The sequence below is a fragment of the Nitrosomonas sp. Is79A3 genome, assembly GCF_000219585.1.
Taxonomy (GTDB): Bacteria; Pseudomonadota; Gammaproteobacteria; order Burkholderiales; family Nitrosomonadaceae; genus Nitrosomonas.
This window is the reverse complement of record NC_015731.1, coordinates 1,780,239-1,806,372: the sequence shown is the minus strand read 5'-3', so window position 1 is coordinate 1,806,372 and position 26,134 is coordinate 1,780,239. Positions and strand designations below refer to the sequence as shown.

Annotated in this window: 22 protein-coding genes; 12 read left to right on the top strand and 10 right to left on the bottom strand. The window is 48.0% G+C overall.

Annotated features, from left to right (window positions below):
• Positions 1 to 34 precede the first annotated feature (34 nt).
• The 5 genes from sucD to NIT79A3_RS08305 all read right to left on the bottom strand — a co-directional run bounded on the left by sucD (position 35) and on the right by NIT79A3_RS08305 (position 5,056).
• Positions 35 to 910 (bottom strand): succinate--CoA ligase subunit alpha, encoded by an 876-nt coding sequence (sucD, locus tag NIT79A3_RS08325; protein WP_013965770.1) that lies wholly within the window; start codon positions 908 to 910, stop codon positions 35 to 37.
• 34 nt (positions 911 to 944) lie between these two features.
• Positions 945 to 2,120 carry an ADP-forming succinate--CoA ligase subunit beta gene (gene sucC / locus NIT79A3_RS08320; protein ID WP_013965769.1) on the bottom strand — a complete coding sequence of 392 codons (1,176 nt, stop codon included), beginning with the start codon at positions 2,118 to 2,120 and terminating at the stop codon, positions 945 to 947.
• A 151-nt stretch (positions 2,121 to 2,271) separates the two neighbouring features.
• A complete protein-coding gene (locus tag NIT79A3_RS08315) occupies positions 2,272 to 3,036 on the bottom strand; it encodes a hypothetical protein (protein ID WP_013965768.1) in 765 nt (254 codons plus the stop codon).
• 158 nt (positions 3,037 to 3,194) lie between these two features.
• Entirely contained in the window at positions 3,195 to 3,425 is a 231-nt protein-coding gene (locus tag NIT79A3_RS08310; RefSeq protein WP_013965767.1) for a BrnA antitoxin family protein, read from the bottom strand.
• On the bottom strand, positions 3,422 to 5,056 hold the full coding sequence (locus tag NIT79A3_RS08305; protein ID WP_013965766.1) for a DNA mismatch repair protein MutS: 1,635 nt from the start codon (positions 5,054 to 5,056) through the stop codon (positions 3,422 to 3,424). The genes NIT79A3_RS08310 and NIT79A3_RS08305 overlap by 4 nt, the downstream gene beginning before the upstream one ends.
• A gap of 131 nt (positions 5,057 to 5,187) precedes the next feature.
• Between NIT79A3_RS08305 and NIT79A3_RS08300 the strand changes: the two genes are divergently transcribed.
• From NIT79A3_RS08300 to NIT79A3_RS08290, 3 genes are read left to right on the top strand one after another with little or no spacing between them, the layout of a single operon-like run.
• Complete coding sequence (locus NIT79A3_RS08300) at positions 5,188 to 6,339, top strand: efflux RND transporter periplasmic adaptor subunit (protein WP_013965765.1); 1,152 nt, start codon at positions 5,188 to 5,190, stop codon at positions 6,337 to 6,339.
• Positions 6,336 to 7,019 carry an ABC transporter ATP-binding protein gene (locus NIT79A3_RS08295; protein ID WP_013965764.1) on the top strand — a complete coding sequence of 228 codons (684 nt, stop codon included), beginning with the start codon at positions 6,336 to 6,338 and terminating at the stop codon, positions 7,017 to 7,019. The genes NIT79A3_RS08300 and NIT79A3_RS08295 overlap by 4 nt, the downstream gene beginning before the upstream one ends.
• Positions 7,006 to 8,208 carry an ABC transporter permease gene (locus NIT79A3_RS08290; protein WP_013965763.1) on the top strand — a complete coding sequence of 401 codons (1,203 nt, stop codon included), beginning with the start codon at positions 7,006 to 7,008 and terminating at the stop codon, positions 8,206 to 8,208. The genes NIT79A3_RS08295 and NIT79A3_RS08290 overlap by 14 nt, the downstream gene beginning before the upstream one ends.
• Positions 8,209 to 8,228: 20 nt before the next feature.
• Here NIT79A3_RS08290 and NIT79A3_RS08285 read toward each other — a convergent pair whose 3' ends face one another.
• A complete protein-coding gene (locus NIT79A3_RS08285; RefSeq protein WP_013965762.1) occupies positions 8,229 to 8,426 on the bottom strand; it encodes a hypothetical protein in 198 nt (65 codons plus the stop codon).
• Positions 8,427 to 8,807: 381 nt separating this feature from the next.
• Here NIT79A3_RS08285 and NIT79A3_RS08280 point away from each other — a divergent pair, with 381 nt between their 5' ends.
• The gene (locus tag NIT79A3_RS08280) at positions 8,808 to 9,791 is read left to right on the top strand and encodes an endonuclease/exonuclease/phosphatase family protein (RefSeq protein ID WP_013965761.1); all 984 of its coding nucleotides are present in this window, start codon (positions 8,808 to 8,810) and stop codon (positions 9,789 to 9,791) included.
• Between the two features lie 175 nt (positions 9,792 to 9,966).
• Here the strand turns inward: NIT79A3_RS08280 and NIT79A3_RS08275 are convergent, their stop codons facing one another.
• Positions 9,967 to 11,292: an amino acid ABC transporter substrate-binding protein gene (locus tag NIT79A3_RS08275; protein WP_013965760.1), complete on the bottom strand. Its 1,326-nt coding sequence runs from the start codon at positions 11,290 to 11,292 to the stop codon at positions 9,967 to 9,969.
• Between the two features lie 90 nt (positions 11,293 to 11,382).
• The gene (locus tag NIT79A3_RS08270) at positions 11,383 to 12,936 is read right to left on the bottom strand and encodes a hypothetical protein (protein ID WP_013965759.1); all 1,554 of its coding nucleotides are present in this window, start codon (positions 12,934 to 12,936) and stop codon (positions 11,383 to 11,385) included.
• Positions 12,937 to 13,324: 388 nt separating this feature from the next.
• Between NIT79A3_RS08270 and NIT79A3_RS08265 the strand changes: the two genes are divergently transcribed.
• From NIT79A3_RS08265 to NIT79A3_RS08250, 4 genes are all read left to right on the top strand, one after another.
• Entirely contained in the window at positions 13,325 to 14,524 is a 1,200-nt protein-coding gene (locus tag NIT79A3_RS08265; RefSeq protein WP_013965758.1) for an ABC transporter permease, read from the top strand.
• Positions 14,525 to 14,690: 166 nt separating this feature from the next.
• Positions 14,691 to 15,983: a porin gene (locus NIT79A3_RS08260; protein ID WP_156797047.1), complete on the top strand. Its 1,293-nt coding sequence runs from the start codon at positions 14,691 to 14,693 to the stop codon at positions 15,981 to 15,983.
• Positions 15,984 to 16,054: 71 nt separating this feature from the next.
• Positions 16,055 to 16,594, top strand: a complete 540-nt coding sequence (locus NIT79A3_RS08255; RefSeq protein ID WP_013965756.1) for a glutathione peroxidase — start codon at positions 16,055 to 16,057, stop codon at positions 16,592 to 16,594.
• A 92-nt stretch (positions 16,595 to 16,686) separates the two neighbouring features.
• The gene (locus NIT79A3_RS08250; protein ID WP_013965755.1) at positions 16,687 to 17,262 is read left to right on the top strand and encodes a hypothetical protein; all 576 of its coding nucleotides are present in this window, start codon (positions 16,687 to 16,689) and stop codon (positions 17,260 to 17,262) included.
• A 45-nt stretch (positions 17,263 to 17,307) separates the two neighbouring features.
• On the opposite strand, the gene NIT79A3_RS08245 is transcribed toward NIT79A3_RS08250, so the two are convergent.
• Positions 17,308 to 18,471 (bottom strand): GNAT family N-acetyltransferase, encoded by a 1,164-nt coding sequence (locus NIT79A3_RS08245; RefSeq protein ID WP_013965754.1) that lies wholly within the window; start codon positions 18,469 to 18,471, stop codon positions 17,308 to 17,310.
• Positions 18,472 to 18,625: 154 nt separating this feature from the next.
• Complete coding sequence (locus NIT79A3_RS08240; protein ID WP_013965753.1) at positions 18,626 to 19,339, bottom strand: DUF4214 domain-containing protein; 714 nt, start codon at positions 19,337 to 19,339, stop codon at positions 18,626 to 18,628.
• A 541-nt stretch (positions 19,340 to 19,880) separates the two neighbouring features.
• Between NIT79A3_RS08240 and NIT79A3_RS08235 the strand changes: the two genes are divergently transcribed.
• The 4 genes from NIT79A3_RS08235 to NIT79A3_RS08220 are packed head-to-tail and all read left to right on the top strand — an operon-like array spanning position 19,881 to position 26,126.
• On the top strand, positions 19,881 to 21,395 hold the full coding sequence (locus tag NIT79A3_RS08235) for an ABC transporter permease (protein ID WP_013965752.1): 1,515 nt from the start codon (positions 19,881 to 19,883) through the stop codon (positions 21,393 to 21,395).
• Positions 21,392 to 23,470, top strand: a complete 2,079-nt coding sequence (locus NIT79A3_RS08230) for an ABC transporter ATP-binding protein (RefSeq protein WP_013965751.1) — start codon at positions 21,392 to 21,394, stop codon at positions 23,468 to 23,470. The genes NIT79A3_RS08235 and NIT79A3_RS08230 overlap by 4 nt, the downstream gene beginning before the upstream one ends.
• Entirely contained in the window at positions 23,460 to 25,070 is a 1,611-nt protein-coding gene (locus NIT79A3_RS08225; RefSeq protein WP_013965750.1) for a peptide chain release factor 3, read from the top strand. The genes NIT79A3_RS08230 and NIT79A3_RS08225 overlap by 11 nt, the downstream gene beginning before the upstream one ends.
• Before the next feature lie 9 nt (positions 25,071 to 25,079).
• Complete coding sequence (locus NIT79A3_RS08220) at positions 25,080 to 26,126, top strand: metallophosphoesterase (RefSeq protein ID WP_013965749.1); 1,047 nt, start codon at positions 25,080 to 25,082, stop codon at positions 26,124 to 26,126.
• The last annotated feature ends 8 nt before the right edge of the window (positions 26,127 to 26,134 follow it).

Below are 26,134 nucleotides of genomic sequence, written 5' to 3'. Positions count from 1 at the left end.
CATAGCACCTTTGATAATTGCGGAAAAGATTAAATTATAAAGCCGATTTTAACAATTTTCCCATCTCAGCCGGATTGCGGGTGACTTTGATACCGCAGGATTCCATCACTTCCAGTTTTTCTTGTGCCGTTCCCTTACCGCCTGAAATAATCGCCCCGGCATGTCCCATGCGCTTACCGGGTGGCGCGGTCACGCCGGCGATAAATCCGACGACTGATTTTCGCATATTATCTTTCACCCAGCGCGCGCAGTCCTCTTCGTCGGTGCCGCCGATTTCACCGACCATCAGTACGGCATCGGTTTCGTCATCTTCATTGAATAATTGCAAAACGTCGAGGTGCTTCAGTCCATTTACCGGGTCACCGCCGATTCCGATACAAGTGGATTGCCCCAATCCCAGCGCCATCAGTTGTGCCACGGCTTCATAGGTCAATGTGCCCGAACGAGAAACCACGCCAATGCGGCCTTTTTTATGAATGTAACCCGGCATAATGCCGATCTTGAGTTCATCCGGCGTGATGATTCCCGGACAATTCGGGCCGATTAGCCGGGTTCTCTTACCCTGCATTTTGTAGCGCGTGCGGAGCATATCGCGCACCGGAATGCCTTCGGTAATGCAAATCACCAGATCCAGTTCGGCTTCTACGGCTTCATCTATCGCCGCTGCGGCAAAAGACGGCGGCACATAAATGACGGAAACATTCGCACCGGTTTGCTGTTTGGCTTCCTTGACAGATGCATAAACCGGTATGCCTTCAAAATCCTCTCCGGGTTTGCGCGGATTCACGCCTGCGACATAGCACTCCTTGCCGTTTGCATAATCACGGCACATACGTGTATGGAATTGCCCGGTTTTACCGGTAATGCCCTGCGTCATCACGCGGCTGTTGCGATTAATCAGAATAGACATGGCAAAACTCCTTTTATGACTGACACTGACAACCTCACGACGATGACTTGGTTTTGGCCGCGCTGACTGCTTTCTGCGCTGCATCGGCCATGTTTTCCGCCGAGATGATCGTCAAACCGGAATCGGCGAGAATCTTTTTCCCGAGATCCACATTGGTGCCCTCCAGGCGCACCACTAACGGCACGGTCAACTGCACCTCGCGCGCTGCTGCCACCACACCTTGCGCAATCACATCGCATTTCATGATGCCGCCGAAAATATTCACCAGAATCGCTTGCAACTTGGGATTACGCAGCATCAACTTAAACGCCTCGGTCACCTTCTCCGCCGTCGCGCCGCCGCCGACATCGAGGAAATTCGCAGGATTGCCGCCGTACAATTTAATGATATCCATCGTTGCCATCGCCAGTCCCGCACCATTCACCAGGCAGCCGATATTGCCATCCAATGGAATGTACGATAACTCGTGTTTGGATGCCTCAATCTCAACCGGGTCTTCCTCATCCAGATCGCGCAGCGCGACAATCTCCGGATGACGAAACAAGGCATTGTCGTCAAAATTCATTTTGGCATCGAGCGCAATCACCTGTTTCTCAGCAGTTAACGTTAGCGGATTAATTTCCAGCAACGACGAATCGGTGTCATCAAAAGCCTGGTACAGACCTTGCAACAACGTAACCGCTTGCGGCACACTTTGCGCAGGAATGCCGATTTTTAATGCAACTTCCTCGGCTTGCTGCTGACTGAGCCCCGCAATCGGATCAATAAACACTTTATGAATTTTCTCCGGCGTTTCAGCCGCGACTTTTTCGATCTCCATGCCGCCTTCCGAACTTGCCATCAGGCACACGCGCTGACGGCCGCGGTCGATCACCATGCCAACATAAAATTCTTTCTCGATATGAACACCCTGTTCGATAAAAAGCCGATGCACGATCTGCCCTTCCGGGCCGGTCTGATGCGTCACTAGCCGCATGCCCAGAATCTCCCCCGCACGTTGCCGCACCTCATCCAACGACCTAGCAACTTTCACCCCACCGCCCTTACCGCGCCCGCCGGCATAAATCTGCGCCTTCACCGCCCACACCTCACCACCCAGTTGCTGCGCAGCTTTCACGGCTTCGTCAACACTGAAACAAGCAATGCCTTTCGGCGTAACAACCCCATATTTCCGCAAAATCTCTTTTGCCTGATACTCGTGAATTTTCATTGGCGTAACTCCATTTTTAAGGCCTTCGGTTTTAACAGACTGCTAATGTAGGGTGTAATAAGCAAAGCGCATGACACCGGATGTGCTTCATTCGGCGTAATATTGATTGCACCCTACCGGGCTGTTCGAGCGCAAGCGATTATTAATAGATTTAACACGTTTCCAAATATTCAAGGTATTTTTCAATCAGATAAACAACAGATTTACGTGCTTCTTCAAGCTCAGCTATATCTGCGTCTCTAAGCGCACCTACCGCTTTGCCTCTGTGTCGACCCTGTTTGAGCGGGAGGGTATTGGCTATTTTACCAATTTCACCCCAATCTGTAATTGTGATACCTAGTTTATGTATTGCGCTTCCCTTTGATCCAAACCTCTCGGAGAGAGAATCTCTAATTTCGTATAAATGCACTAATTCATCATCAGGGTCTTTCACTGATTTTTGGTAGCTCTTCAACATTTGGTCAAGCGTGGAATCGGAATTTCTATGCTTATCTATAAGAATTGCCAAATGCTTTTGTTTATCTAAACGCTCTTTTTTCGTATCTGAAACAACATTTCCATCTTTATCTTTTACTATTAAGTCTATTGTTCCAAGGCTCATGGTCATGACGCATGATTCAACTTCAAGAAAATGATTCTTTCTCCCATCATCTCGAATATCTGCTCGGGATGATTTACTCAATTCGAAGTCTCTATGCGTCATGATTTGGACGGCGTGTAATCTATTTTCGATTTGTCGGGTCAAAATCTCCCGTATCGAGCTATCAGGATGGTATAGGTCGGGATCTATTTTTGCGATTGCGATTCCATCCTTAATCTCAAGATCACCACCTTCAAATAAAATTGCAATCGGTTCCTCTAGATAATTTTCTGGAGAATATTTCCACTCAAGTTGAACAGTTATAACTTTGCTCATTGCCTATTCCACCAACGTAATATATGCAACATGTTATGTCGCATAATTCAGATGACGTATCTTATAACCTGTATAAGCATAAATTGTCCTATTAATAATATGACGCAAACCTAAAAATAACCAGACAATTAATGTCAACAAATAAGACATTCTCGGACTTAACACTTTGACTCGGCTTGCCAAGAAATATCAATCTTTCTATGTTGAATTACACAATCTCTTAAATACAAATTGATGAGACTTTGATAAGGCACCCCTGTCTCGTCGGCCATTTTTCTAAAATAACTAATGACATCTTCGCTCAAGCGCATCGTCACAGATTTCTTGAGTTTGGCGGCATACGGATTTTTACGCAACTTCATTTTTGACAAATCATATTCCGCCTTCATGATATACCACCCTGCCGCTCCAAATGCGCCTCAACATCCTTCTGACTAAACCCAATCGCACTAGCAACACGATCCGCATGGCTGACTTTGGAGATGCCCGCGACCAAACGGTGCGTCGGGCCTTGCGGCATGAATTCGACTTGCAGGTAGCGGCCAATGCCGTCTTTTTGCAGCAGCTCACAAAGTTCGTGGTTATGCGTGACCAGCAAAGTGCTTGCGCCGAGTTTATGAAATCCTTTTAAGATATATTCCGAAATGGTCATTTTTTCTTCAAACGTTGTGCCTTCGGATAATTCATCGAGTACCACCAGGCTGCGCGGGGTGGCGTTGAAGAATATTTCGCGCGTACGCTGGAGTTCATGGCCGAAGCGCCCCATTGCGGCGCTGAGCTGGCCGGGGTCGGGGACTTGGTAATAAATATGCTCGGCTGGAACCAATTGACCTTGCGTGGCGGGAATGTAGCAGCCGATTTGCCCGAGTAATTGGATTTGCGCGATGGTTTTGCAGTATGCCGTTTTACCACCGCTATTCGGGCCGGTGATGATCAGTACGCGGCCTGCCAGATCCAGGTGGATATCGTTCGGCACATAATCCGGCATGTTCTTAATCAGTAGCGGATTCCTCGCTTGACTGACGGTCAGCCGGTGCTGCTTTTCATCGAGAATTTCCGGCAATACTTTGTCTCCGGTACACGCTTGCCCATAGCGGACAAAAGACAACAGCTCATCGAGCAATCCCAATGCTTCGATCGCCTTGGCCAATTCCGGGCTTTCGCGGAATTGTTTGCGCAACGGATATATGATCGAATCGCGATCGGATACACCAATCGCCAGCAGAACAATTGGAAACACCGGCAAAGTGAGCGCCAAGATACCGTAAAAGAGATACGAGGTGCCCAATGCAGGCATCAAAATTTCCATGAAAAACAGAAGGCCATATCCGGCGGCAAGGGAAAGGAGCATCGGCATAATTTTAAACAAAGAAGGGTGGAAGCGTGAATACAGGTCAAAACTGGTTTTTTCTTTTCTTGGTTTGAATTTGCCCCCCATCGAATAAACCGGGCCTTGCATCAGCGCGAACGTGCGCGCTTGGCCAAAATCATGGATCGCATTCAGCAGTGTACGTAAATAAGCGGATTGCGGGCGTGGCAGTGCCTCGGCTTTCTCAACCAGATCGACTGCAAATTGGGTACCGTCTTGATATTGCCGGTAGCCGTAGCCGCCAAATTCCAGCTTGTCCGAGCGTGAACTCGGCGCATCGGTAGCCAAGCCGCCTGAAAATTCGCCATACAGAAGATGTTTCAGAGATTTCTCTCCAGAAGTGATTTTGCCGACATAATGAGTCAGCGCGTTATAGAGCGCCGGATTCGATTCCATTTCACGCAACGCAATCTGCTTTTGTTGCAATACCTGTGCATCCAGAGCAGGACGGGCGATAGACCGGTACAACGCCAATCGTCCGTTCTCGGTTTTTGTTTGATCAATCGTGCGAAACAGCGCTTCGGCTTCTATCGCTTCAAACGTTTTCGGGTCTAATGCTTCATAATCCGCCTCGGTTGGGCGGATATCATCGACCGTCGTGGGTCGATCGGAATCGGATAAGATGAATTTCTTGCGCCAAATATCAATCATACGGATAGTCTATTTCAAGGTTTTTGTGAGTTGCCATCAAGCAGCTTTAAATGAACGTGTAAAATACGCAGTTTTAGAACGAAACACAACCCAATGCCACCCGATTTCACACTGACTTCCTTTACCTGATAATGCCGCCGATCAAAAAACCGCTACGATTAATCAGCCTTGCCATTGCAGTGATCGCAATCGCGCTTGCCAGCTGGTATTTCACCCGGCCCAAGCCGCTGGAAGTGGAATTGGCTACTATCGCAACCGGCAATGTCGAAGCGAGCATTGTCAACACGCGCGCGGGCACGATTAGATCCTGCCAGCGATCCAATCTCGCACCCATTACTGGCGGACAAATTGCCAAAATTTGGATCAAAGAAGGCGATCACGTGCAAAAGGGTCAGGTTTTGCTGGAACTATGGAGTCAGGATCTTCAGGCGCAGCGTGAACTGGCGCAGCGGCAACTCACGATGGCGCAGGAACGCCGCCGCGAAACCTGCATCCTGGCGGAAAACGCCCGGCGTGAATCGGTACGCACGCAGCAATTGGTTGCGCAAGGCTTTGTCAGTTCACAGCGCGCAGAGGATGCCGATGCCAATGCACGTTCCCGGCAGGCCAGTTGTGATGCAACCATCTCCGATATCAAGCGCGCCGAAGCGCAAATTCGCGTCGCTCAGGCGGGAGTGGACCGAACCGTCATTTCCGCACCTTTTTCGGGTGTCATTGCACATATCAGCGGCGAATTGGGTGAATTCACCACGCCCTCACCGCCCGGTATCCCAACCCCGCCGACGATTGATCTGATCGACGACAGTTGTTTATACGTCACTGCGCCGATGGATGAAGTCGATGCACCCAAAATTAAAATAGGGCAAGAGGCACGCATCACGTTGGATGCGATGCCGGATAAAATTTTCCCTGGAAAAATCCGTCGTGTTGCACCGTATGTGACTGAAATTGAAAAACAGGCACGAACAGTGGATATCGAAGTGGATTTTCTGCAGATCCCAACCGATACCTTGCTGGTGGGCTACAGCGCCGATGTCGAGGTTGTTCTTGAGCGCAAAGACAATGTCCTGCGCATTCCGACACAAGCCATCCGGCAAAATAACAAAGTCTGGATGATTGATGCCAATAACCGCTTAGTCGAGCAGCAACTGGAAACCGGACTGAGCAACTGGAGCTTCACCGAAATTCGCAGTGGTTTGAAAGCAGGCGATCGCGTGCTGATTTCATTTGATCAGGACAACATCAAAGACGGTGTTGCCGTGCAACCCAAAAAATCCCAATGATCCGCCTGACAGCCATTACCCGCACATTTCACATGGGTGACCAGGCGGTTTATGCACTCAATAACATCAATCTGCATATCGCTGCAGGTGAGTATGTTTCGATCATGGGTCCTTCCGGCTCCGGGAAATCCACGCTGCTGAATATTATCGGTTTGCTGGATAAACCCGATAGCGGTAGCTATGAATTGGATGACCGGCTGATTACCGATCTGTCGGAAACGGAGCAGGCGCAAATCCGCCGGGAAAAAATCGGTTTTGTTTTTCAATCGTTCCACCTGGTTCCTCGCTTAACGGCTGCAGAAAATATCGAATTACCTTTGATTCTAAGCGGCATGCCATCTGCGCAACGCCAAAACCTTGTGAATGATGCCTTGCAAGCATTTGAGCTTAAAGAACGTGCACATCACCGTCCAGCCGAACTTTCCGGCGGGCAGCGTCAGCGTGTGGCGATTGCGCGTGCCACGATTATGCATCCCAGCGTCATTCTGGCCGATGAGCCCACCGGCAATCTGGATCACCAGATCGGCGCTGAAGTCATGCTGCTGCTGGAAAATCTGCATCACACGGGCACCACGCTGATTGTCGTCACGCACGATCGTGAATTGGGTTCGCGCGCGCATCGCCAAATCGGCATGCGCGACGGAAAGATATTGACGGATCAAGCCGATGACACTCACTGATACGCTGCAAACTTCATTTAAAACCGTAGTGAGCTATCGCATCCGCTCACTGCTGATCGTATTGGCGATGGCGTTGGGTGTGGCGGCGGTGGTTGTGTTAACGGCTCTGGGCGACGGCGCCAGAAACTATGTGATCAACCAATTCTCTTCCATTGGCACCAATTTGCTCGTAGTGCTTCCCGGGCGCGCAGAAACTTCCGGATCATTTTTAGGCGCGGTATTAGGTCAGACACCGCGCGATTTAACCTTAAAAGATGCGCAATTACTGGGCCGGTTGCCGCAAGTCCGGCGCTATGCCCCGCTCAATGTCGGTGCCGCGGAGCTTTCTGCTGCCAATCGGCTGCGTGAAGTCACAGTTTTAGGTAGCACGGCCAATTTAATACCGATCCGTCATATGAAACTGGCACAAGGAAGTTTCTTGGCGCATGGCACCGAGCGCAGCGCTCAAATTGTTTTAGGTGCAAAAATAGCCAATGAATTTTTTCCCCGCAGCCAGGCTATCGGACAACGTGTCCGGTTAGGCGACAACCGGTTTTTAGTCTCCGGCGTTCTGGCATCGCAAGGTGAATCAATGGGTTTCAATACCGATGAAATCGTTATCATCCCGATTGACTATGCCCAAGCACTATTCAATACCACCTCATTATTTCGTATTCTGATCGAAGCCAAAAGCCACAGTGAAATTGAATCCGCCAAACAAGCCATTTTGGCGACCATGCGGCAAAGTCATGACGGTGAGGATGACACGACGGTCATTACACAAGACGCCATCCTCGCCACCTTTGACCGGGTTTTACAGGCATTGACTTTGGCCGTCGCCGGCATTGCCGCGATCAGCTTGATTGTTGCCGGTATTTTAGTGATGAATGTGATGCTGGTTTCGGTCAACCAGCGCACAGCGGAAATTGGCCTACTGAAAGCCATCGGCGCAACATCCGCCGACATCCGCCGCTTATTTTTTGCTGAAGCAGTTTGGTTGTCGTTGGCTGGCGCTATTTTGGGATTCTTACTGGGACAGTTTGGCAGCCTGATGTTGCGTTTGGCCTATCCGCAACTTCCCGCCTGGGCACCCGCTTGGGCCTCGATTGCCGGTATTCTTGTCGCACTGATCACCGGCATTCTGGCGAGTTTGTTACCCGCCAGCCAAGCGGCCCGATTGGATGCTGTGAAAGCATTGGGTAAAAAATGAATAAAATACCATCATAGAAATTACTTTTTGTCTCCAACAGATTTACCGTCAGCGTCAGCAGCACCCGTATCATGTCTCGTCACATCGTCCGGCCCATAAGCTGAAACCTTTGGTCTATCCATCAGATGTCCATCCGGCGTTCTTCTTGGTTCATTACAACCGGTGAGCACCCAAGCGGCAATTAATACAGTTAAGAATATATATTTCATCGCTATCATTTTAGTCTCCCATCTATAAATTTTAAGACTAATCTACTTGAGTTAGATATAAATTGATCTAAATCAATCCTGATCTGTCAATTAAGCGGAATCATCAAAGCAACCAAATAAGCAGCGCTGATTTAAAGCATTTCTTTTTATTTTAATCGCGCTAGATTTCATTGATATTTTCCTCTTTCACTCATTGAAAGTAACGCGGCAAACCAAATTTTTTCTATTTGTTAAGCTTTCATTTACTATTTTTTTGGAGTAAAAAGAGGAAGTCGTGAGTTTTGGTGTGCGACGAGTTTAGAAGATAGGCTTTGGAACGTAATCTTTTAGTAAAAGCCATGCAAATACTCGATCGGATGTCTGTTTGCAGTGCCAACAAGGAGACCCAGCATGCGAAACATTCTTTTCGTCGTAATTCTCAGTATTGCAGCTTCATCCGGTTGCGCCGGTCAGTCCCTTGGAAAGGAAGATGGAGACGAGCCACTGGTCCAATGCGCTGATGTTGCAAATCGCAAGCATTTGAATATCCTATCCATCAATCTTCTTTTCTCCGAGATTGAAACACGTGATCAGCGTTTAGAAGCTATTGCCGAATTTGCAGCAAAAACACCTGTCGATATCATTCTGCTTCAAGAAGCTGTTGGCGGCACTTTAGCTCATACGGCTAATAGTGCGCTGGATCTTCAGGGAAAGCTTAGTGCCAGAATGCGCAATTACGAATTGTATACGGCATTCGAGACCGGTTTGCCCGGTCTACTGGCGGTGGCCAATGCAGTGCTGAGCCGCTGTGAAATTGATTTCAAGATTACCAAGCGTTTGCCGCGCGCTTCTGAATTAGAATTTCAGGGACATGACATCAAACTGCCGAGAAACGTGATGATGGCACGCATTAATATTCCCGGCTCTGGAAAAATGAATATTTATAATACCCATCTTTGTGCAAAGTGTTCTGCGGATGAGCTCAGTGCTCAACTGAACGTATTACTACCTTTCATCGAGAAGGTAGAGGCATTTTTCCCGCAGGATAACCCTGTCATTCTTGGCGGGGACTTCAATATCGACCGTTTCCGCACTGATCCCTTCGAGGAACGGCTTTTTTATGACAGAGTCATTGAAGCTGGTTTTACCGATGCCTATGCTCAAAACCGTTCATTAGAAAATCTATGCGCAGATGCCGGGCAAGCTGACAAACATTGCACAGTGGGTGTTTCAAATTTGGATGCGGGAGATGCTGCCCGGCGCATTGACTATATTTTTGTAAATAAAATAAAGAACATACGTGAAAATCGAGTTGTTTTTAACACGCTTATTGATCCCAATCAACCTACCGTGTCCGATCATGCCGGTGTCTTTATTTCAGTAGTCTTGCCATGAATCAATGGAACTCATAAAGCAATTCGCTCCGATTCCTTTCAATAGAGTCCCATTGATTCGTGGACATGAAGCAGATGAAGAAGCAAACAAGAATGTCAAATGCAAGCCCTTTGAACTAATAAGCTTTGCGTGAAGGAGATTCAATACGGACAAAGAATTCTCAACTGCAGAACGATCATTCGGCGTCGATAAATTGATATTGATATTGTCCGTCTTTTTTGACTTTTTCCACCTTCCAGATATGCCATTGCGCCAGTATGTTTTTACCATTGTCACGGATAAACTGGTAGCGGTCTAGCTTGCCTTCAAATATTTTATCATCACGCACGGCTTTTTCCATTCTCGCGTTCAATACGGAACGTGCATCCTCAATCTCATGTCTATTTAAGAGAAGCATCGCCCAATACTTGAATGATGCACGCTCGCGGCTTTCCGTCGCGTAATGCTGGCGCGTTTCATCAATCAACCAGTTAACAATCGAGCGGGCATCTTTTCCAATAAACTTGAAACCGTTATCACTAGTTTCAGAATACAGCTTCCGCTTGAGTGGAAAGGTCAGATGGACATTTAACTGAATCAAATCGTCTTTGCCGTTGTCGAGCAGTTCTTCATCCGCTGCGGCATCGCTCAGAAAAAGTGTTATCTTCTGATTCGGGAGTAATCGTTTGATCTGATTGATTAGTATCAGTGCGTTTGACCAGTCTCCAGCGAAGAAAACAAAATCGATATTGAGTTTCTTGAGTGTTTCTGCCGACGGCACCGACATGTTGTTTGACCAGAGTGCCACCTTCATTGCCTTTTCATTCTTTTTTTGTACCCATTCAACAAACTTAAGTGCCAGATACTTGGAGTAAACCGGATTGTGTTCATCTTCCACGACCCACAAGATGGAGTTTTTATTCTCGGCGGCAAACTGCCCAGCCCTGGCTGCCTGTTCATCATCCGTTGGCCACAGGCGAAATAGCGGACTATAATCGATTAATGATTCTTGATCCGATTTCTTTACGGGGATCAACTGCGGATTGGTTTCCATCGTGAGGATCACTGGAACAGGGGGCGTCGCTTGCAGAAGATATGCGGGTAATGCCGCTTTCGTCTGCGTGCTCTTGACATGTCCGATAACCATAAGTGTGTCTTTGCGCGCCGCAAGATTGTCAGAGATTTGACGCGCCTTGACAGGATCGTCCTGGTCATCCACACACTTGGCCTTGATGGGCACATTGTTAATGCCTTCACCCAGAATGAGTATGTCTCCACTATCACACGGCATATCCCGGAAACCTTCAAATATTTCAGCAATGGCCGGATTATTCCTGTGATCACCCACAAGATAAATATAATAACTATCCGCGCCAGTCCACCAATCAGTGATCCGGCTCACAATGATGATGCCAATAAAAGCCGATAGGATGGGTATCAATACAAATTTACCCAATGGCGCGAGCAATAAACGGCCCAGTAAGTTGGTGAAGAGCTTTATGTCTGAAGCGGGTCTTTTCATTCCGTTTACTCTTTCCTTTGAATAGTTTTATAGGAGAACGTGCTGCTTGCTATTTGGTGGAGAAAAAATAGAAGTCACCCAGAGGATAAACTAATCACTTGGCAGGTAGTACCGCATTCTTGTTTCGCCGTAAAGGTAATAGCGTGCACCAAGCAGATTGTCGTGCCAGATAAAACGGTCCCTCGTCGCCGGGTCCGAGAATATCTCGTAAAAATCTCCGCGATAAGGCTGAACGCTCGCCGGATCAGTGGCTGCGGCGCCGCCATCCACTTGAATGTAATTTCCGCTAGCTTGCGGAAAGCAAGGGGTTCTTTCGGGTTCGCTGGAGAATGTCCATCCTGAGAGCGCCAGAGCGTAGTACCCGTAAGCATAAGGATTACCACTCACCACCTCGGCCGTCGGTCTCAGGAAATCGAAGTAACAAGCCTCTTGAAGCATGCAGCGATGACTATCCCCAACACCCGAGAGCTTAGCTGCGGCCGCGATAAGTGTCCCCGCTTGTTCGTCATCGTCCATGCGGAAGAAGCTCGGGCAAAGCTGCACTTGCCGGTTGCTAGAAGCGCCGCCTGCAGGTAATCCCGTCGGCAAATTGACCTCGCTGCCTCGCGCATCTGTGCAGACCTCTGCAGAATCCGGAAGACAAATGAGCGTCAGATCACCCAGGACTTGGCTCGCTGCCGAGAGATTGTCGCGGATCATCGTCAGTTGCGGCCGATCAGGGCAGTGAAAATGCCGATAACTCGCATAGAGATTTTCGCCCGTCCCCGGCCAGCGCGCCAGGGCATTGCGAACGAGTTGATTGGCCAGATTACGTGCATGATCGATCACACCGTCCGGATTACTCACGCCGGTAGTTGCCTGATCACAGCCAGCGCCGCGAGAAATCTCTTTCCGGCTGGAGGTCTTATAGTGTTCGCTGAGTGCGCCTGCCAATTGCGCCGTCCCTTCCCCGGAAAATTCCAGCGACGACCACATACCTTTGCTCATATCGAAGACTGCGCGCCCATCGCTTGTCTGCGTCCCGCCGACCGCTCCGCTTGTCACCGAGCCTGAAGACCGCAATCGAAACCACGCCAGATTCTCCCGGACTTCTTTCAGCTCGAAGACAGTCTGACCGCCCGCCTCCATCCCGCCACCGTCGAGGGATATCGTATGTGTGAAAGTATCACCGATCTTAACCGGTTTATCGGGGAAACGAGGCATCCAGAAAATATTGCCGCGATTGGCCGGCCCGGCTGCTTGAATGAGCGATTGATAGCGCGGCATGCCACCGGAAAAAGAGTATGCCGTTACCTCGCCCGCGGCTGAGATATTTGCTTCGAACGTAACACCATCATAATAGTTAATCCGGCGTCCTTTATTGCTCAGTTCGATAATCCGCGCGCTCAATGTGGGCGTCGCTGCGTCGCGTGCCTGCGCGACACGGAACTCTACTGTGCGATGAAATTCGGAAATGAGTTTGGTACCGCTCTCCTGGCGGCTATGATCCGTCTCATAAAACATCACGTCCGGCGCGAAGTTGTAGAAAAATCTATATCCCTCTTCGGCTGCCACGGGCTGCGCCCAGAATAACAGGACTACGATGACTCGCCATTTTGAAATAACACACATGATTCCGGCATTCATCTCAGTATACTGTGCCATTCTCTTCCCCAAAACAAACCATAGTGGCATTTATGCATGTATAGGAAAAAACATTATTTCTTATTCATAGAACTTGAATTTACCGAAAGCCAGATAAGCTGTCAAAATCATGCATTGCCGCAACAAAACTTTCTGCGTCTTTACTCAATCAACACGAAAAAAACAGAAATTTTGTACACAATCTATAGCACCCCATACTTTATAAACAAATGCTTGGCATTAAAATTCTGGCTAGTACAGCTAGTAAAATCAGGAAGCACGCTGAAATTGATACCCAATTCAGCCGTCACAGTAGCACAACTTTCAGGCTCTTAGGCAGGCACATTACTATCTTGGTACACTGCTTAGGATTAGAAATATGAAAATTTAATGTTACTTAAAGCAAACAATGAACACCCTCGATACTTTTCATTTTGCCTTCCGCTCTTTAACGGCGCATCGTCTGCGTACCGTTTTATCGGCATCGGGTATTGCCATCGGGATTGCTGCGGTAATTCTGCTGACCGCGATTGGCGATGGCGTTCAGCGTTTCGTATTGTCGGAGTTTACTCAGTTTGGCACCAACATCGTCACGATCACACCTGGAAAAATTAATACGCATGGCGGTTCCTTAGGCGCCATCGGTAGCGCGCGGTTATTGACAATAGAAGATGCCATAGCACTGAAACAGAGCCGGTATGCGCAATATACCAATGCCAGTGTGGTCGGCAATGCGGAAATCCGCGCGCAGGGTCGCAGCAGGCGGGTAACTGCGTATGGCCAGGGGCCTGATTTCGCCAGAGCATTCAACATGCAAGTGGCGGCCGGGCAATTCTTACCGGATGATGATCCGCGTAATCCGCGCGCGTACGTTGTGCTCGGTTCAAAAGTGCGCACCGAATTATTCGGCGACGCCAATCCGCTCGGCGCGCTGTTGCAAGCCGGCGGATCGCGCTTTCGGGTTATTGGCGTGATGGCATCCAAAGGTAATGTACTCGGTTTTGATCTGGACGATACGGTTTTCATGCCCACAGCCCGGGCATTGGAAGTATTCAACCGGCAAGGCGTGATGGAAATCAATTTAGCTTATTTTCCAGATGCACCGGTACAAGCTGTAGTCGATGATATTCAGCGTATTCTGGTGGCGCGGCACGGCCGTGAAGATTTCACCGTCAAGCCGCAACAACAATTGCTTAGCACATTATCCACGGTTCTGAACGTATTAAAATTTGCCGTCGCCGCACTGGGTGGTATTTCGTTATTGGTTGGTGCAGTCGGCATGGTCACGCTGATGCATATTGCGGTTTCCGAACGCGTATCGGAAATCGGCCTGCTCACCGCATTAGGCGCAACACGCGCGCGCATCCGCATTTTGTTTCTATTGGAATCGATCGCGCTATCCACCCTCGGCGGTCTGGCAGGATTGATCATTGGAACCGGCATTGCAGGATTGCTCAAACTTCTGATTAGCGGCTTGCCCGTTAATATTCCGTGGGATTATGTGCTCGGTGCTTTGGGTTTATCCCTAGTGATCGGTCTTGCTGCCGGCGTGATACCGGCGATGCGCGCGGCCAAACTGAATCCGGTAGATGCTTTACGCACGGATTAGGAAGGCATTAATCTAGCCGTACGTGCGGAAAAATAGAAATCCTCACTCCCCGCACCACTTCCCATTCTGGTAAAAGATGCGCCGCTTTCGCACGCTTCCGATTGATATATAATCTGCACACACTTTATTCGCAAAATGGTGTCGCGTGTCAGAATGCAGACTGAGCATGAAAAGCACTATCAAGTTTTGTGGGCTTGTGATGCTGACAAGTATTGGCATTGCTTCATGCTATGCAGCCAGCTTTACCTATAAAGGCGGTCCCAGAATCAAGAGCGATGATGGTAATTTTGAAATAGGACTGAACGGTCGAGCACACCTTGATGTGCATTCATTGTATCCGGATCAAGCAAACTCAAATTACCCGGCGTTTGGTAGCCAGCTTTTAAACGGAAATGATCGAGACGGATTCAATTGGCGCAGGACTTACGCCACGCTGACCGGAAAAATTTATGATGCCAATTTCAAATTTGAGAATGATTTTGCGGTCAATGCTATCAGCCCTTTTCCGCATAGCCTTCGCGAAGCTTGGGTATCCGCAAAACTAGGCCCAGGCCAGCTCACACTAGGCCAATTCAAACCCTATCGGGGCTTGGAAGAAATCACCAGTTCCAATGAAATTACACTCATGGAACGCCCGTCGACTTCATCTACCGGAATATATAGCGGACGGCAGTTTTTAACCGGCGTTGGCTACCGGTCAATGATCCGGGATAATTTAGGCCTTGGTATCGATGTGATGAGCCTTTCCCATTTCGGCTTGCCGTTTGAAGGTATTACTTATGGCGGGCGGGCCGTTTGGCTGCCTATCCTTCAAGAAGGCAATATTCTGCACCTCGGATTCTCAGTCAGCAGAGATACCAGCAATAAAAATTCCCTGACAGCCAGAATCGTAGATATTTATGGCGGACGTGAAGGTATTAGCCAATCTTTGGGACTTGCCGGGGCAGGTTTTGGCGCACCCCATAGCAATAGCCAGTCGACCTTTTCGGCAGAAGCAGCTTATTCGATCAGATCACTGACGCTACAAGGTGAGTACGCACTATCAAGGCTGGATAACTCACATCAGGTTGATGGAAACTTAAAGAATTCCACGATTCAGGCCTTCTATGTACAAGCAAGCTGGTTTGTCACTGGCGAAAATGCAGTTTACCGGAAGGATCGTGGCGCCTTTGGTAAGCCCTTGCCTAACGGCAAATGGGGGGCGCTGGAAATTGCCGCACGCTATGACTTGGCTGAAAACATCAATCAAAATCTCACTGCAGATCCGTGCAGAACCGGCACTTCAAAATGCCAAGTTCAGGTAATTACATTGGGAGTGAATTGGTATCCTTATCAAGGCATCCGTTTTATGCTGAACTATTATCTTACTGAAGCCATGACTGGCCATGCCGGTGTAGGCACCCCAACACAAAAGGATAATTTATCTGTTCTTTCTGTCCGCACTCAAATAAGTTTTTAATTCAAGAAGTGAGTTAAAATGAAAAAGGATACGTTCTACTACCTACCAACCCATCGATTGAGGGAAAAATTATGCGTATTTTTCTTGCGCTGATCATAACTTTTCTGATTCATCCCGCTTTTGGCTGCAACAGCACGTTGTTGGATCATAATTTTCGCAAACTCGCGGCACCGGAGACAGTGAATCTATGTGCAGCCTACTCTGGCAAAGTGCTGCTGATCGTCAATACCGCGAGCAAATGCGGTTACACGCCGCAGTATGAAGGATTGGAAAAACTGTACACCCAGTATGAGAAACAAGGTCTCGTCGTTCTGGGTTTTCCATCCAATGACTTTATGGGCCAGGAGCCGGGAACTGAAGCGCAGATTCAGGAATTCTGTCACCTGACCTACGGTGTTAACTTTCCGATGTTTGAAAAAACAACGGTGATAAAAGGAAATGCGCACCCTTTCTATGTGCAATTGGCCGAGTTATCAGGAACCTACCCGACATGGAATTTCCAAAAATACCTGATCGACCGCGACGGCAAGCTGATCACGCACTTCAGTCCGCACACAAAACCGTTTGATCCAGCAGTTGTGACAGCCATCGAACAAGCTTTGCAAAAATAAAATAATGAACCGCCTATCAATGAGAAGAAATTTATCTAATCAAAGCAAGTCATCTTGATACGCGCCGATACTAAAAGGAGGCAATACAAGAAATGAGCCTATTATCGATCCTAGCATTCTCGTTGATTTTCGGACTTATGGCTGGCGCCAGTGTCGACAAATCGCATATTCTCCCGGTAGCCCTGATTACAGCGATAATTCTCTATGTGTCGAGAGATAAAATCGCCGCTCGAGAGTTGAAAGCTCTCTCGCATGCCGACTCACAACAAAACACCAATAAAGCAAACAGCTATTACGCCTGGCCGGAGCTGGGACAATTTGCTTTCGCAGTTGACGGAAAATCCTTTCAGAGCGCGATCAAACTATTGCTACAAGAAAATGCAATTGCCCCTGATGAAGATTCAGCCCTCAAAACCCACATTCTGACAGCGCATTTGATACCGGATAACAACAACCCCTCCGACAGTAGCGCTGTCCGGGTGGACATTAATAGCCGGACAGTCGGGTACTTCAATCGCGAGCAAGCCTTGGGCTTCCGGAATAGATTAGATGAAAAGGGACTCTCGAACCAGATCACTACGTGTAGCGCAATTATCAAAAGGTGCAATGATGGAAATGGGAAAACCCCCAATTATGACGTAAGGTTAGACATAGAACTGCTTGAGTAAGATGAGTCAACTATGAATTCTTCAATCGAAAATGATTTCTTACTTCTATTCTACCAATCCATCTTTGGCTAAGATCAATGGTAAATTTGTTATCATGCTCGCGATGTCCAATTGGTTTTTTATTTTTCCGCTAAATTTGGCATTATTGGGTTCCGGAACTCGCCCCAACAACCTACTTGCAAGTTTCATGAGAGTTTTGTTCTGAAAAAACTCAGTAGACAAGCATCCATTAATATAAAGATCCAGCCGTTCTCCAGAAGCAGGGTCTACAACATGCGACTTTAATAAACCCTCTTGTTGAAAACCCAAATGCAAAGTATTGCGCTGGCTTTTTGGATTATCTCCATATACATAGCTGATTAGTTTGTGGATACCAATTTTTGAAAACGCGAATTCCATGATGAGTAAGGTAGCCTCAAGGCTGATGCCAAATGGCTGTTCTTCAGGGAAACCGACAAGAATCTCAGCTCTCGAGTTGTTTAAATTCAGATCGACCAATTCAGCCAATCCGGCAGGATCCCCATCTTTCTCCACTATCCAGCTGATTCGTTTGGTCTCCAACGGTGAGTGATTGGTTGATTGTAAATCGCGCTCAATAGCCTCATTGGAACTATCCTGAAAAAGATGATAACGGTGCTGGAATTTAGTATTACGTCGGCAAGACATCAGAAAGGCACGATGTTTTGGCGCCATTCTGACTAACGCGGCCCTTTTTCCATGACGTGATTCACGCCAAACAGGCGCCAAGCTGAATGATATCGCCTGCAAGTGCTCCTTGAGGGCAGATAAATTTGGTGGAGTCAAACGGTAAGCCTCACCAAAAGCACTGAGGGACAGTTCTTTCTCTCCACAAAACCATGCTGCGCGCCCCAACGCAATGGTTGAAAATAAATTACCGGGTTCTAAATTATTGGCCATTGTAACGACGCGTAATGCAACAGCAGGACGCTTTGCCTGCAGATATGCTTCGGAGAGGGTGTTTAAATACTGAATATTGGCGGGCTCAAGACGGTGTGCTGTCTCAAGACAATGTATTGCATCAGCAAAATTTCTTTGGGAAGCAGGCCCAAAAGCCAAAAGAAATCCTTTTGCGAAATAACCTTGCGCATCAAGTTTGTCTGGATGAATTAAATCCAGACTATTCTTAACTGCTTGCCAATTTCTTGCAAGAATAAGAGCGGTAAGTTCAACTTGCTCCTGTGCTGTCATGGCTAATGATTATTAAAAACGATTGCAAATCAATAAAGGGTATTTCGGAAGTTTAATACTAAAAATTCACCTCAGCTTTTTTAGAAGCTGAGGTTGGTGCAGTTATATGAAATGACAGCTAAATACCGAAATAAAATACCGGATCAAAAGCTAATCAACCTACCTTTCCATTTTCAGCCACATACTGCAATCCGTTGCCGATCAAAGCCGCATATTGCTCTGTATTCAAGCTACTTTCGGCAGCCAATGCAAATAAACCTGCTTGAGAATAAGTGCCGTCAGCAAGCAATTGTGTAAAATGATTAAGCTCATCTTGATCAGGAACATGACCGACAACATTGGTATAGAGTATATTGACAAGGCTGGAATCACTTATACCATCCGGGACATATTCTGTAAGCATCGTTTGGGCAAGACTTTCGACCTTTGAACCATCGAATGTAGTACTGTCATTAATTTCATCCGCTTTGGCAATCCAATGACCAAAGGTTGTGGCACTCGGCAGGGAATCAAAACCCGCGTACAAAAGAGCAAGCGCAGCACCGGCAACTTGGTTTGGAGAAGCGATATCTAAAGCCACGTGGACACCGTCAGAGAAACTGACGCGCTCAATGTCATGCAGAGAATCCGTTGCAGCAGCAGTACTACTGCCACTCTTGCTACCATCCTTACTGCCACTTGTAGATGTAATAGTATAGTTAATCGCCCAAGATCCATCTTTACTTTGAACGATAGAAGAAATCTGGCTATAAGGGATAACGTACGAAACAGTATCCACATTATTCCCGCCTGAAAAACTAACATTCCCAGATGCACCACCTTCCAGATTCACTGCAGTGTCCAATGAAGTAGATCCTGATTTGCTCATAACTTAATTACCCCGTTATTTGTAAGATTTACAATGTTTTTAATTAAACAACTACATAAAAGCTCCATGGACCTGTCCCGGAACTGAATGGACTTAAGAAAATCTCATACAATATGAGATTATTAATCTTCTTGTATCGCCTTGCATAATAATACAAATTAAGGGATCCGATGAGGTTAATTCTAAAGAAAGCATTGATTACATGCATAACTTTCTGGATTCATATAGAATCAATAACTCATTGATATATTAATGTTATAGAATATTTACAATATTATTTATTTCCAAATTCTATTCATTTCCAATGAAGAATACTTAAAAAGATAAGCCACAAGAATAATTGCATTATCAAATTGAGGTTTGAGCTTCTACAAGAAAATTATTCGAAATGTTAACTCTATTTCAACAAATAGGCGCTAGCATAGAGTTGTCGTGTTTTCCACAGCGATAAACTTTCAAAAAATCACAGCATTCATTTATGATATAAGTAATCAATTGTAATTAATGCGACTTCACTGACACAGCGCCTATTTTCCCGACTATGCCCTTTAGCCCAATCATTCTGTGGACAGATGCGCTCATCTATTTATTTGTCGCTATCGTACTTTTTTTTATTGGGTATGTCCGTCATCACGAGCACCTGCTGACACCCTGGAAACGCGTCGGGCACAGCGCCAGCGGGATGTCTGCCCTTACCATTCTGATTTTTTTCCTGGTGATTGGGTTACTGGATACCGTTCATTTCCGCCCGATCCTTGATCATAAAACCAATGACGGGGAAAAGATCTACAGTGTTGAAGTATTGAGTCTGCTGGATATTGTGGTGACGCCGCTGCGCACCCAAGTGGAGAAAACCTATTCAACGCCGCTGGCGTCTCATCTCTTTGCAAAAGAAACGATTGAACTTCCGGACGGCAAGCAAGTGCGCACCTTCGCGCGGCTTGAATATGGCGGTGCGCACTTGCAAAACCCGGAAACGGAACACATTGGCGATATTACATGGCGCGGCGCAACAGGGTTGACCTATGGTCTATTGACTTGGAGTATCCTGGTTGTTTGTTTGTGTGCGCTCCTGGCGCACCGTAACCAGCAAAGCTTCCAGCATAACCTATTCGCTATTTGGCGCCGCACCACCGAGATTCCCTGGTATGCCATATTAATCACATTGTTAATTCTGTTGATGCTAATCGGCTGTGTATCCACACTGGCATCGCACTATCATGTTTTGGGCACAGATAAAGTCGGGCAGGACATTTTGTATCAATCGCTTAAAAGTATCCGCGTCGCGCTGGTCATCGGCACCCTCACAACCCTGATCATGCTGCCGTTCGCGTTGCTGCTCGGAATTATGGCGGGTTATTTCAGCGGTTGGATCGATGACGTTATCCAGTATATCTACACCACGTTGAATTCTATTCCCAGTGTTTTACTGATTGCAGCCGCCGTATTGATGATGCAAGTGTATATCGAAACGCACCCGGAAATATTCGAGACCATCGCCTCACGGGCGGATCTGCGTTTATTGTTCCTGTGCATCATTCTTGGCATCACCAGTTGGACCGGTTTATGCCGCTTATTGCGCGGGGAAACGATGAAATTGCGTGAATTGGAATATATTCAAGCCGCGCATGCATTTGGCGTCTCGCATTGGCGCATCATCAGCCGTCATATTTTGCCGAATGTCATGCACATCGTTTTGATTGCAACCGTGATGGATTTCAGCGGCCTGGTTTTAGCCGAAGCCGTTTTATCGTATGTTGGCGTCGGCGTGGATCCCTCCACAATCAGCTTTGGCACGATGATCAACGCCGCGCGTCTGGAAATGGCGCGTGAACCGATGGTTTGGTGGGCATTGATGGCGGCCTTTGGTTTTATGTTCACATTGGTACTGAGCGCCAATCTCTTTGCCGATGCGGTACAAAATGCGCTCGATCCGCGTACCCGGATATTGAAACAAAGAAATAGTTTTTTTCACCGTCCAGCAAAGCAAGAAGCCATTCCGCTAAATAAAACCCCGGAAACTACCACGCCATCAGGACCGTCTCGGCATCCATGAAAACCTTACTGGATATAGAAAATCTTCAGACTCTGCTGCACACCGGCAATGAACCAGTGCGTGCTGTCGATGGGTTAACGCTGAAAATTTCACCAGGTGAAACATTTGCCTTATTGGGTGAATCCGGATGCGGCAAATCGATGACAGCACTATCGATAATGCGTTTACTGCCCGATGCCGGTGAAATTGTTTCAGGCCAAATCAAAATCGATGGCACGGATGTGCTGCAATTGCCCGAAACCGAAATGCGCAAAATCCGCGGAAAGCGCATCAGCATGATTTTTCAGGAACCGATGCTGAGCCTGAACCCGGTTATGACCATCGCCGAGCAAATTGATGAAGTGTTGAAGCAGCATCTCGATCTTCCCCGGCAAGCCGCGCAACTGCGCATCCAGGAGTTGCTGGAACAAGTCGGTATACCCGATGCGCCGCGCCGCATGCATGAATATCCGTTTCAGTTTTCCGGCGGGATGAAACAACGCGCCATGATAGCCATGGCGCTTGCCGGTGAACCTGAATTGCTCATTGCGGATGAGCCGACGACCGCGCTGGATGTCACCATACAAGCACAGGTACTGGATCTGATGCGGCAAATCCAGCAGCGCAAGAACATGGCGATTTTGCTGATTACCCATGACTTGGGGGTAGTGGCCGAAATGGCGCAGCGCGTCGCAGTCATGTATGCGGGAGAAATTGTCGAACTGGCAACCCGGGATGATTTCTTTAATCATCCCGCCCATCCTTATTCTCAGCAGTTATTTGCCTCCTTGCCCGGAAAACAAAAACGCGATCAATCATTGGCCGTCATTAATGGCAATGTGCCGCCCTTATCGCAACAATTTTCAGGTTGCCGTTTCGTCGATCGTTGCAATCAGGCGCTGACGTTGTGCCGTGACACCATTCCGCAGTGGCATCCGGTCTCCGGTCAACATCAGGTTCGCTGTCATTTATATAACAAAGATTCGGTGCATGTTCCCAGCAGCCCGCTGGCAGACATCCCGGCCCGGAATATTGCAAACACTCAGCAAACAACACCGGATTCAACAGCATCTCCTTTATTACAAGTAACCGGTCTCAAAGTGCATTTTCCGATTCGCAAAGGATTATTCAAACGGGTGACCGGCCACGTCAAAGCGGTCGATGGAGTATCGCTGAAAATTGCTGCCGGTAAAACTTTGGCGCTCGTCGGTGAATCCGGCTGCGGCAAAACAACGATCGGCAAAAGCATTTTGCAATTGATTCAACCCACTGCCGGTAGCGTGCGCTTCAAAGATCAGGAATTGGTCGCGCTAGGCAGAAACCAATTGCGGCAAATTCGCTCACAGTTTCAGATCATTTTTCAAGACCCCTACTCTTCGCTGAATCCGCGCATGCGCATTATTGAAATTCTGCAAGAAGGCATGAATGCATTGAACATCGAAAAAATTAATCACACAGACGCCAATAACCTATCCTCCGTCCCCTCCAGAGAAAAAGAAATTGATGCGTTATTGCAGCGCGTTGGATTGCCCGCTGATGTAAAATGGCGGTTTCCACATGAATTTTCCGGTGGTCAGCGGCAACGTATTGCGATTGCCCGCGCTTTGGCTGTTAACCCCAAACTGTTGATTTGTGATGAGCCGACCAGCGCCCTGGACGTATCCGTTCAGGCGCAAATTTTGAATCTGCTCAAATCACTGCAGAATAATTTAGGACTTGCATTTTTGTTTATTACCCACAATATCGCTGTTGTAGAATATTTGGCTGATGAGGTTGCTGTGATGTATTTAGGAAGGATCGTTGAACATGGACATATTGATGAGGTAATTGGTTGCCCCAAGCACCCTTACACTCAGGCACTGCTGTCGTCTGTTCCGCAGATCAAATCCGATCCCAATCGGCAAATTATCCATTTAGAAGGGGATTTACCGTCGCCAGCCGCGCCGCCTGCCGGCTGTCATTTCCACCCACGTTGCCCTAAAGCGATGGCCATTTGCCGAGAAACCTATCCGCCTGTCAGTGCATTCAGTACAACGCATACTGCCCATTGTTTTCTTTATCCACAGGAACAAGGTTCTGAGAATTATGAGCATTAATAACGAAGTGGCGCGCCGCCGGACATTCGCCATTATTTCACACCCGGATGCGGGTAAAACCACGCTGACCGAGAAACTGCTGATGTACGCCGGAGCCATTCATATTGCCGGCAGTGTTAAAGCACGCAAAGCAAGCCGGCATGCGACTTCGGATTGGATGGAAATTGAAAAGCAACGCGGCATTTCGGTCGCCAGTTCGGTCATGCAAATGGAATACCGCGATTGCGTCATCAATCTGCTCGATACGCCCGGTCACCAGGATTTCTCGGAAGATACCTATCGCGTACTCACCGCCGTCGATGCGGCATTGATGGTCATTGATGCCGCCAACGGCGTGGAAGCGCAAACCTTGCGCTTGCTGGAAGTTTGCCGCGCACGCAACACGCCGATAGTTACATTTGTGAATAAAATGGACCGGGAAGTCCGCGAGCCGCTGGATCTGCTTGACGAAATTGAACGCACACTCGGGATGTCTACGATACCCTTTACCTGGCCTGTCGGCATGGGGCGCAACTTCCGCGGGGTATGCGACCTGCAAAACAATTGCATGCGATTATTCCAGCCCGGAGCGGATCGGGTCGGCAATGAAGAGGAAGTAATCACGGATTTTGATGATCCGAAAATGCACGAACGCTTTGGCACCGATCTGTCCACCGCATTGCAAGCCATGGATTTAATCAAAGGCGCCTCACCGGCTTTTGATCACACAGAATTCCTTGCCGGCAAACAAACGCCGGTTTTCTTTGGATCCGCGATCAACAACTTTGGTGTCCGGGAAATCCTCGATGCTTTGGTCGATCTGGCACCCCCGCCAGAATCCCGCAACGCCATTCAGCGTGAGGTACTGCCGGATGAAAAGAAATTCTCTGGTATGGTGTTCAAGATTCAAGCCAATATGAATTTGGCGCATCGTGATCGCATTGCATTTGTGCGAGTTTGTTCCGGACATTTCAAACGCGGTATGAATTTAAAAGTCGCACGCAGCGGTAAAGATATCCGCACCAGTACGGTGGTATCCTTTTTATCCCAACGCCGCGATATTCTTGAGGAAGCTTATCCCGGTGACATCATCGGCATACCCAATCACGGCACGCTGCAACTGGGCGATACCTTAACCGAAGGCGAAATTTTACAATTTACCGGGCTGCCCTTTTTTGCACCGGAAATTTTTCGCACCGTGGAAATTGCCGATCCGCTGCGCAGCAAACAACTGAAATTAGGCTTGACGCAATTGGGTGAAGAAGGCGCCATTCAAGTATTCCGGCCGCACTTGGGAAATATGTTGTTACTCGGTGCTGTCGGCACATTGCAATTTGAAGTGGTGACGCATCGTCTGCAACACGAATACGCCGTCGCGGCGCGCATTGCGCCGGCCAAATACCAGTTAGCCCGCTGGATTACCTGTGACGATCCGCGCGAATTGCAGCGGTTCATTGAAGCAAATTCGCACCGTATCGCCTATGATGCCGTTGATGCACCGACCTTCCTGGCATCCTTCGGTGCAGAATTAAGTGTTGCACAAGACAACTGGCCTGCCATCCGCTTTCATAAACTGCGCGAACATGCCGGCCTGGTTTTTCAGAGTCATATGAATGGATAATGACAAAACATGGTGAAATGGACATGGCTTTTTATATCACTGATCTTTCTAACTTCATCTACACTCGCCAGTGATATAACCCATTCCGCTGCTGAAAAATCAGCCCGGTTTGTTATCATCGGCGACATGCCTTACACCGATGCGGAATATGCGCTGCTGGAGCATCCCGATGGCGCAATCGCCACCGCCATTAAATTACTCAATCCCTCAGTGCTGATTCATCTGGGAGATTTCAAAAAAGGCCGGTTAAGCTGCAGCGATGAATTATATAAAGACAGTTACCGGCAGATCGCGCATCTCAATCCGCATAAAACAGTGTATACCCCCGGCGATAACGATTGGACCGATTGTGACCGGTTCAACATGTCGACGCGCTACGACGAATTGGAGCGGCTCAACACTTTACGTCAGATTTTCTTTCACCAAGACCAATTTCAATTAACCAGAAATATCCCCGGTCTTATCCGCCAGGAAGGCTTGATTGAAAATGCCTTATGGAAAATTGGCCCCGTCGTTTTCGCGACATTGCATATACCCGGCACCAATAATGGCAGAAATGAAATTCTTCGCAGCAACCTCGAAGCGGCATTGGATGAAGCGGATTATCGCGACCTATCCAATGAGAAATGGTTACAGCAATTATTTGCAGCGGCAGAATCCGCACAAGCGGTGGTGATTGTTTTCCATGCGGACCTATTTGACTTCGATCATGACAAACCTGCTTGCTCAGCCGAGAATCGCACCGAATGCGATGGCTACCGGATGCTGCGTGACTTGATCAAAAGCACCGCAACACAATTTAAAAAACCAGTTCTAGTAATTCACGGCGACACATTGGCCTATTGCCTGAATCAGCCGTACACCGAAATTCCCAATCTTTGGCGGCTCAATGCATCTGGGGATTACAAATACATCGATGCCAGCCAAGTCCTATTCGATCCGGAGAATAAAGCGATGCCTTTTATGGTAACCGGCTTGCTCGACCAGAAACCTGCACCGGCAGTTTGCGACGATAGTATTTTCGGCTTCGTCACTCAACCACCACTCATGAAGTAGGAAGGATT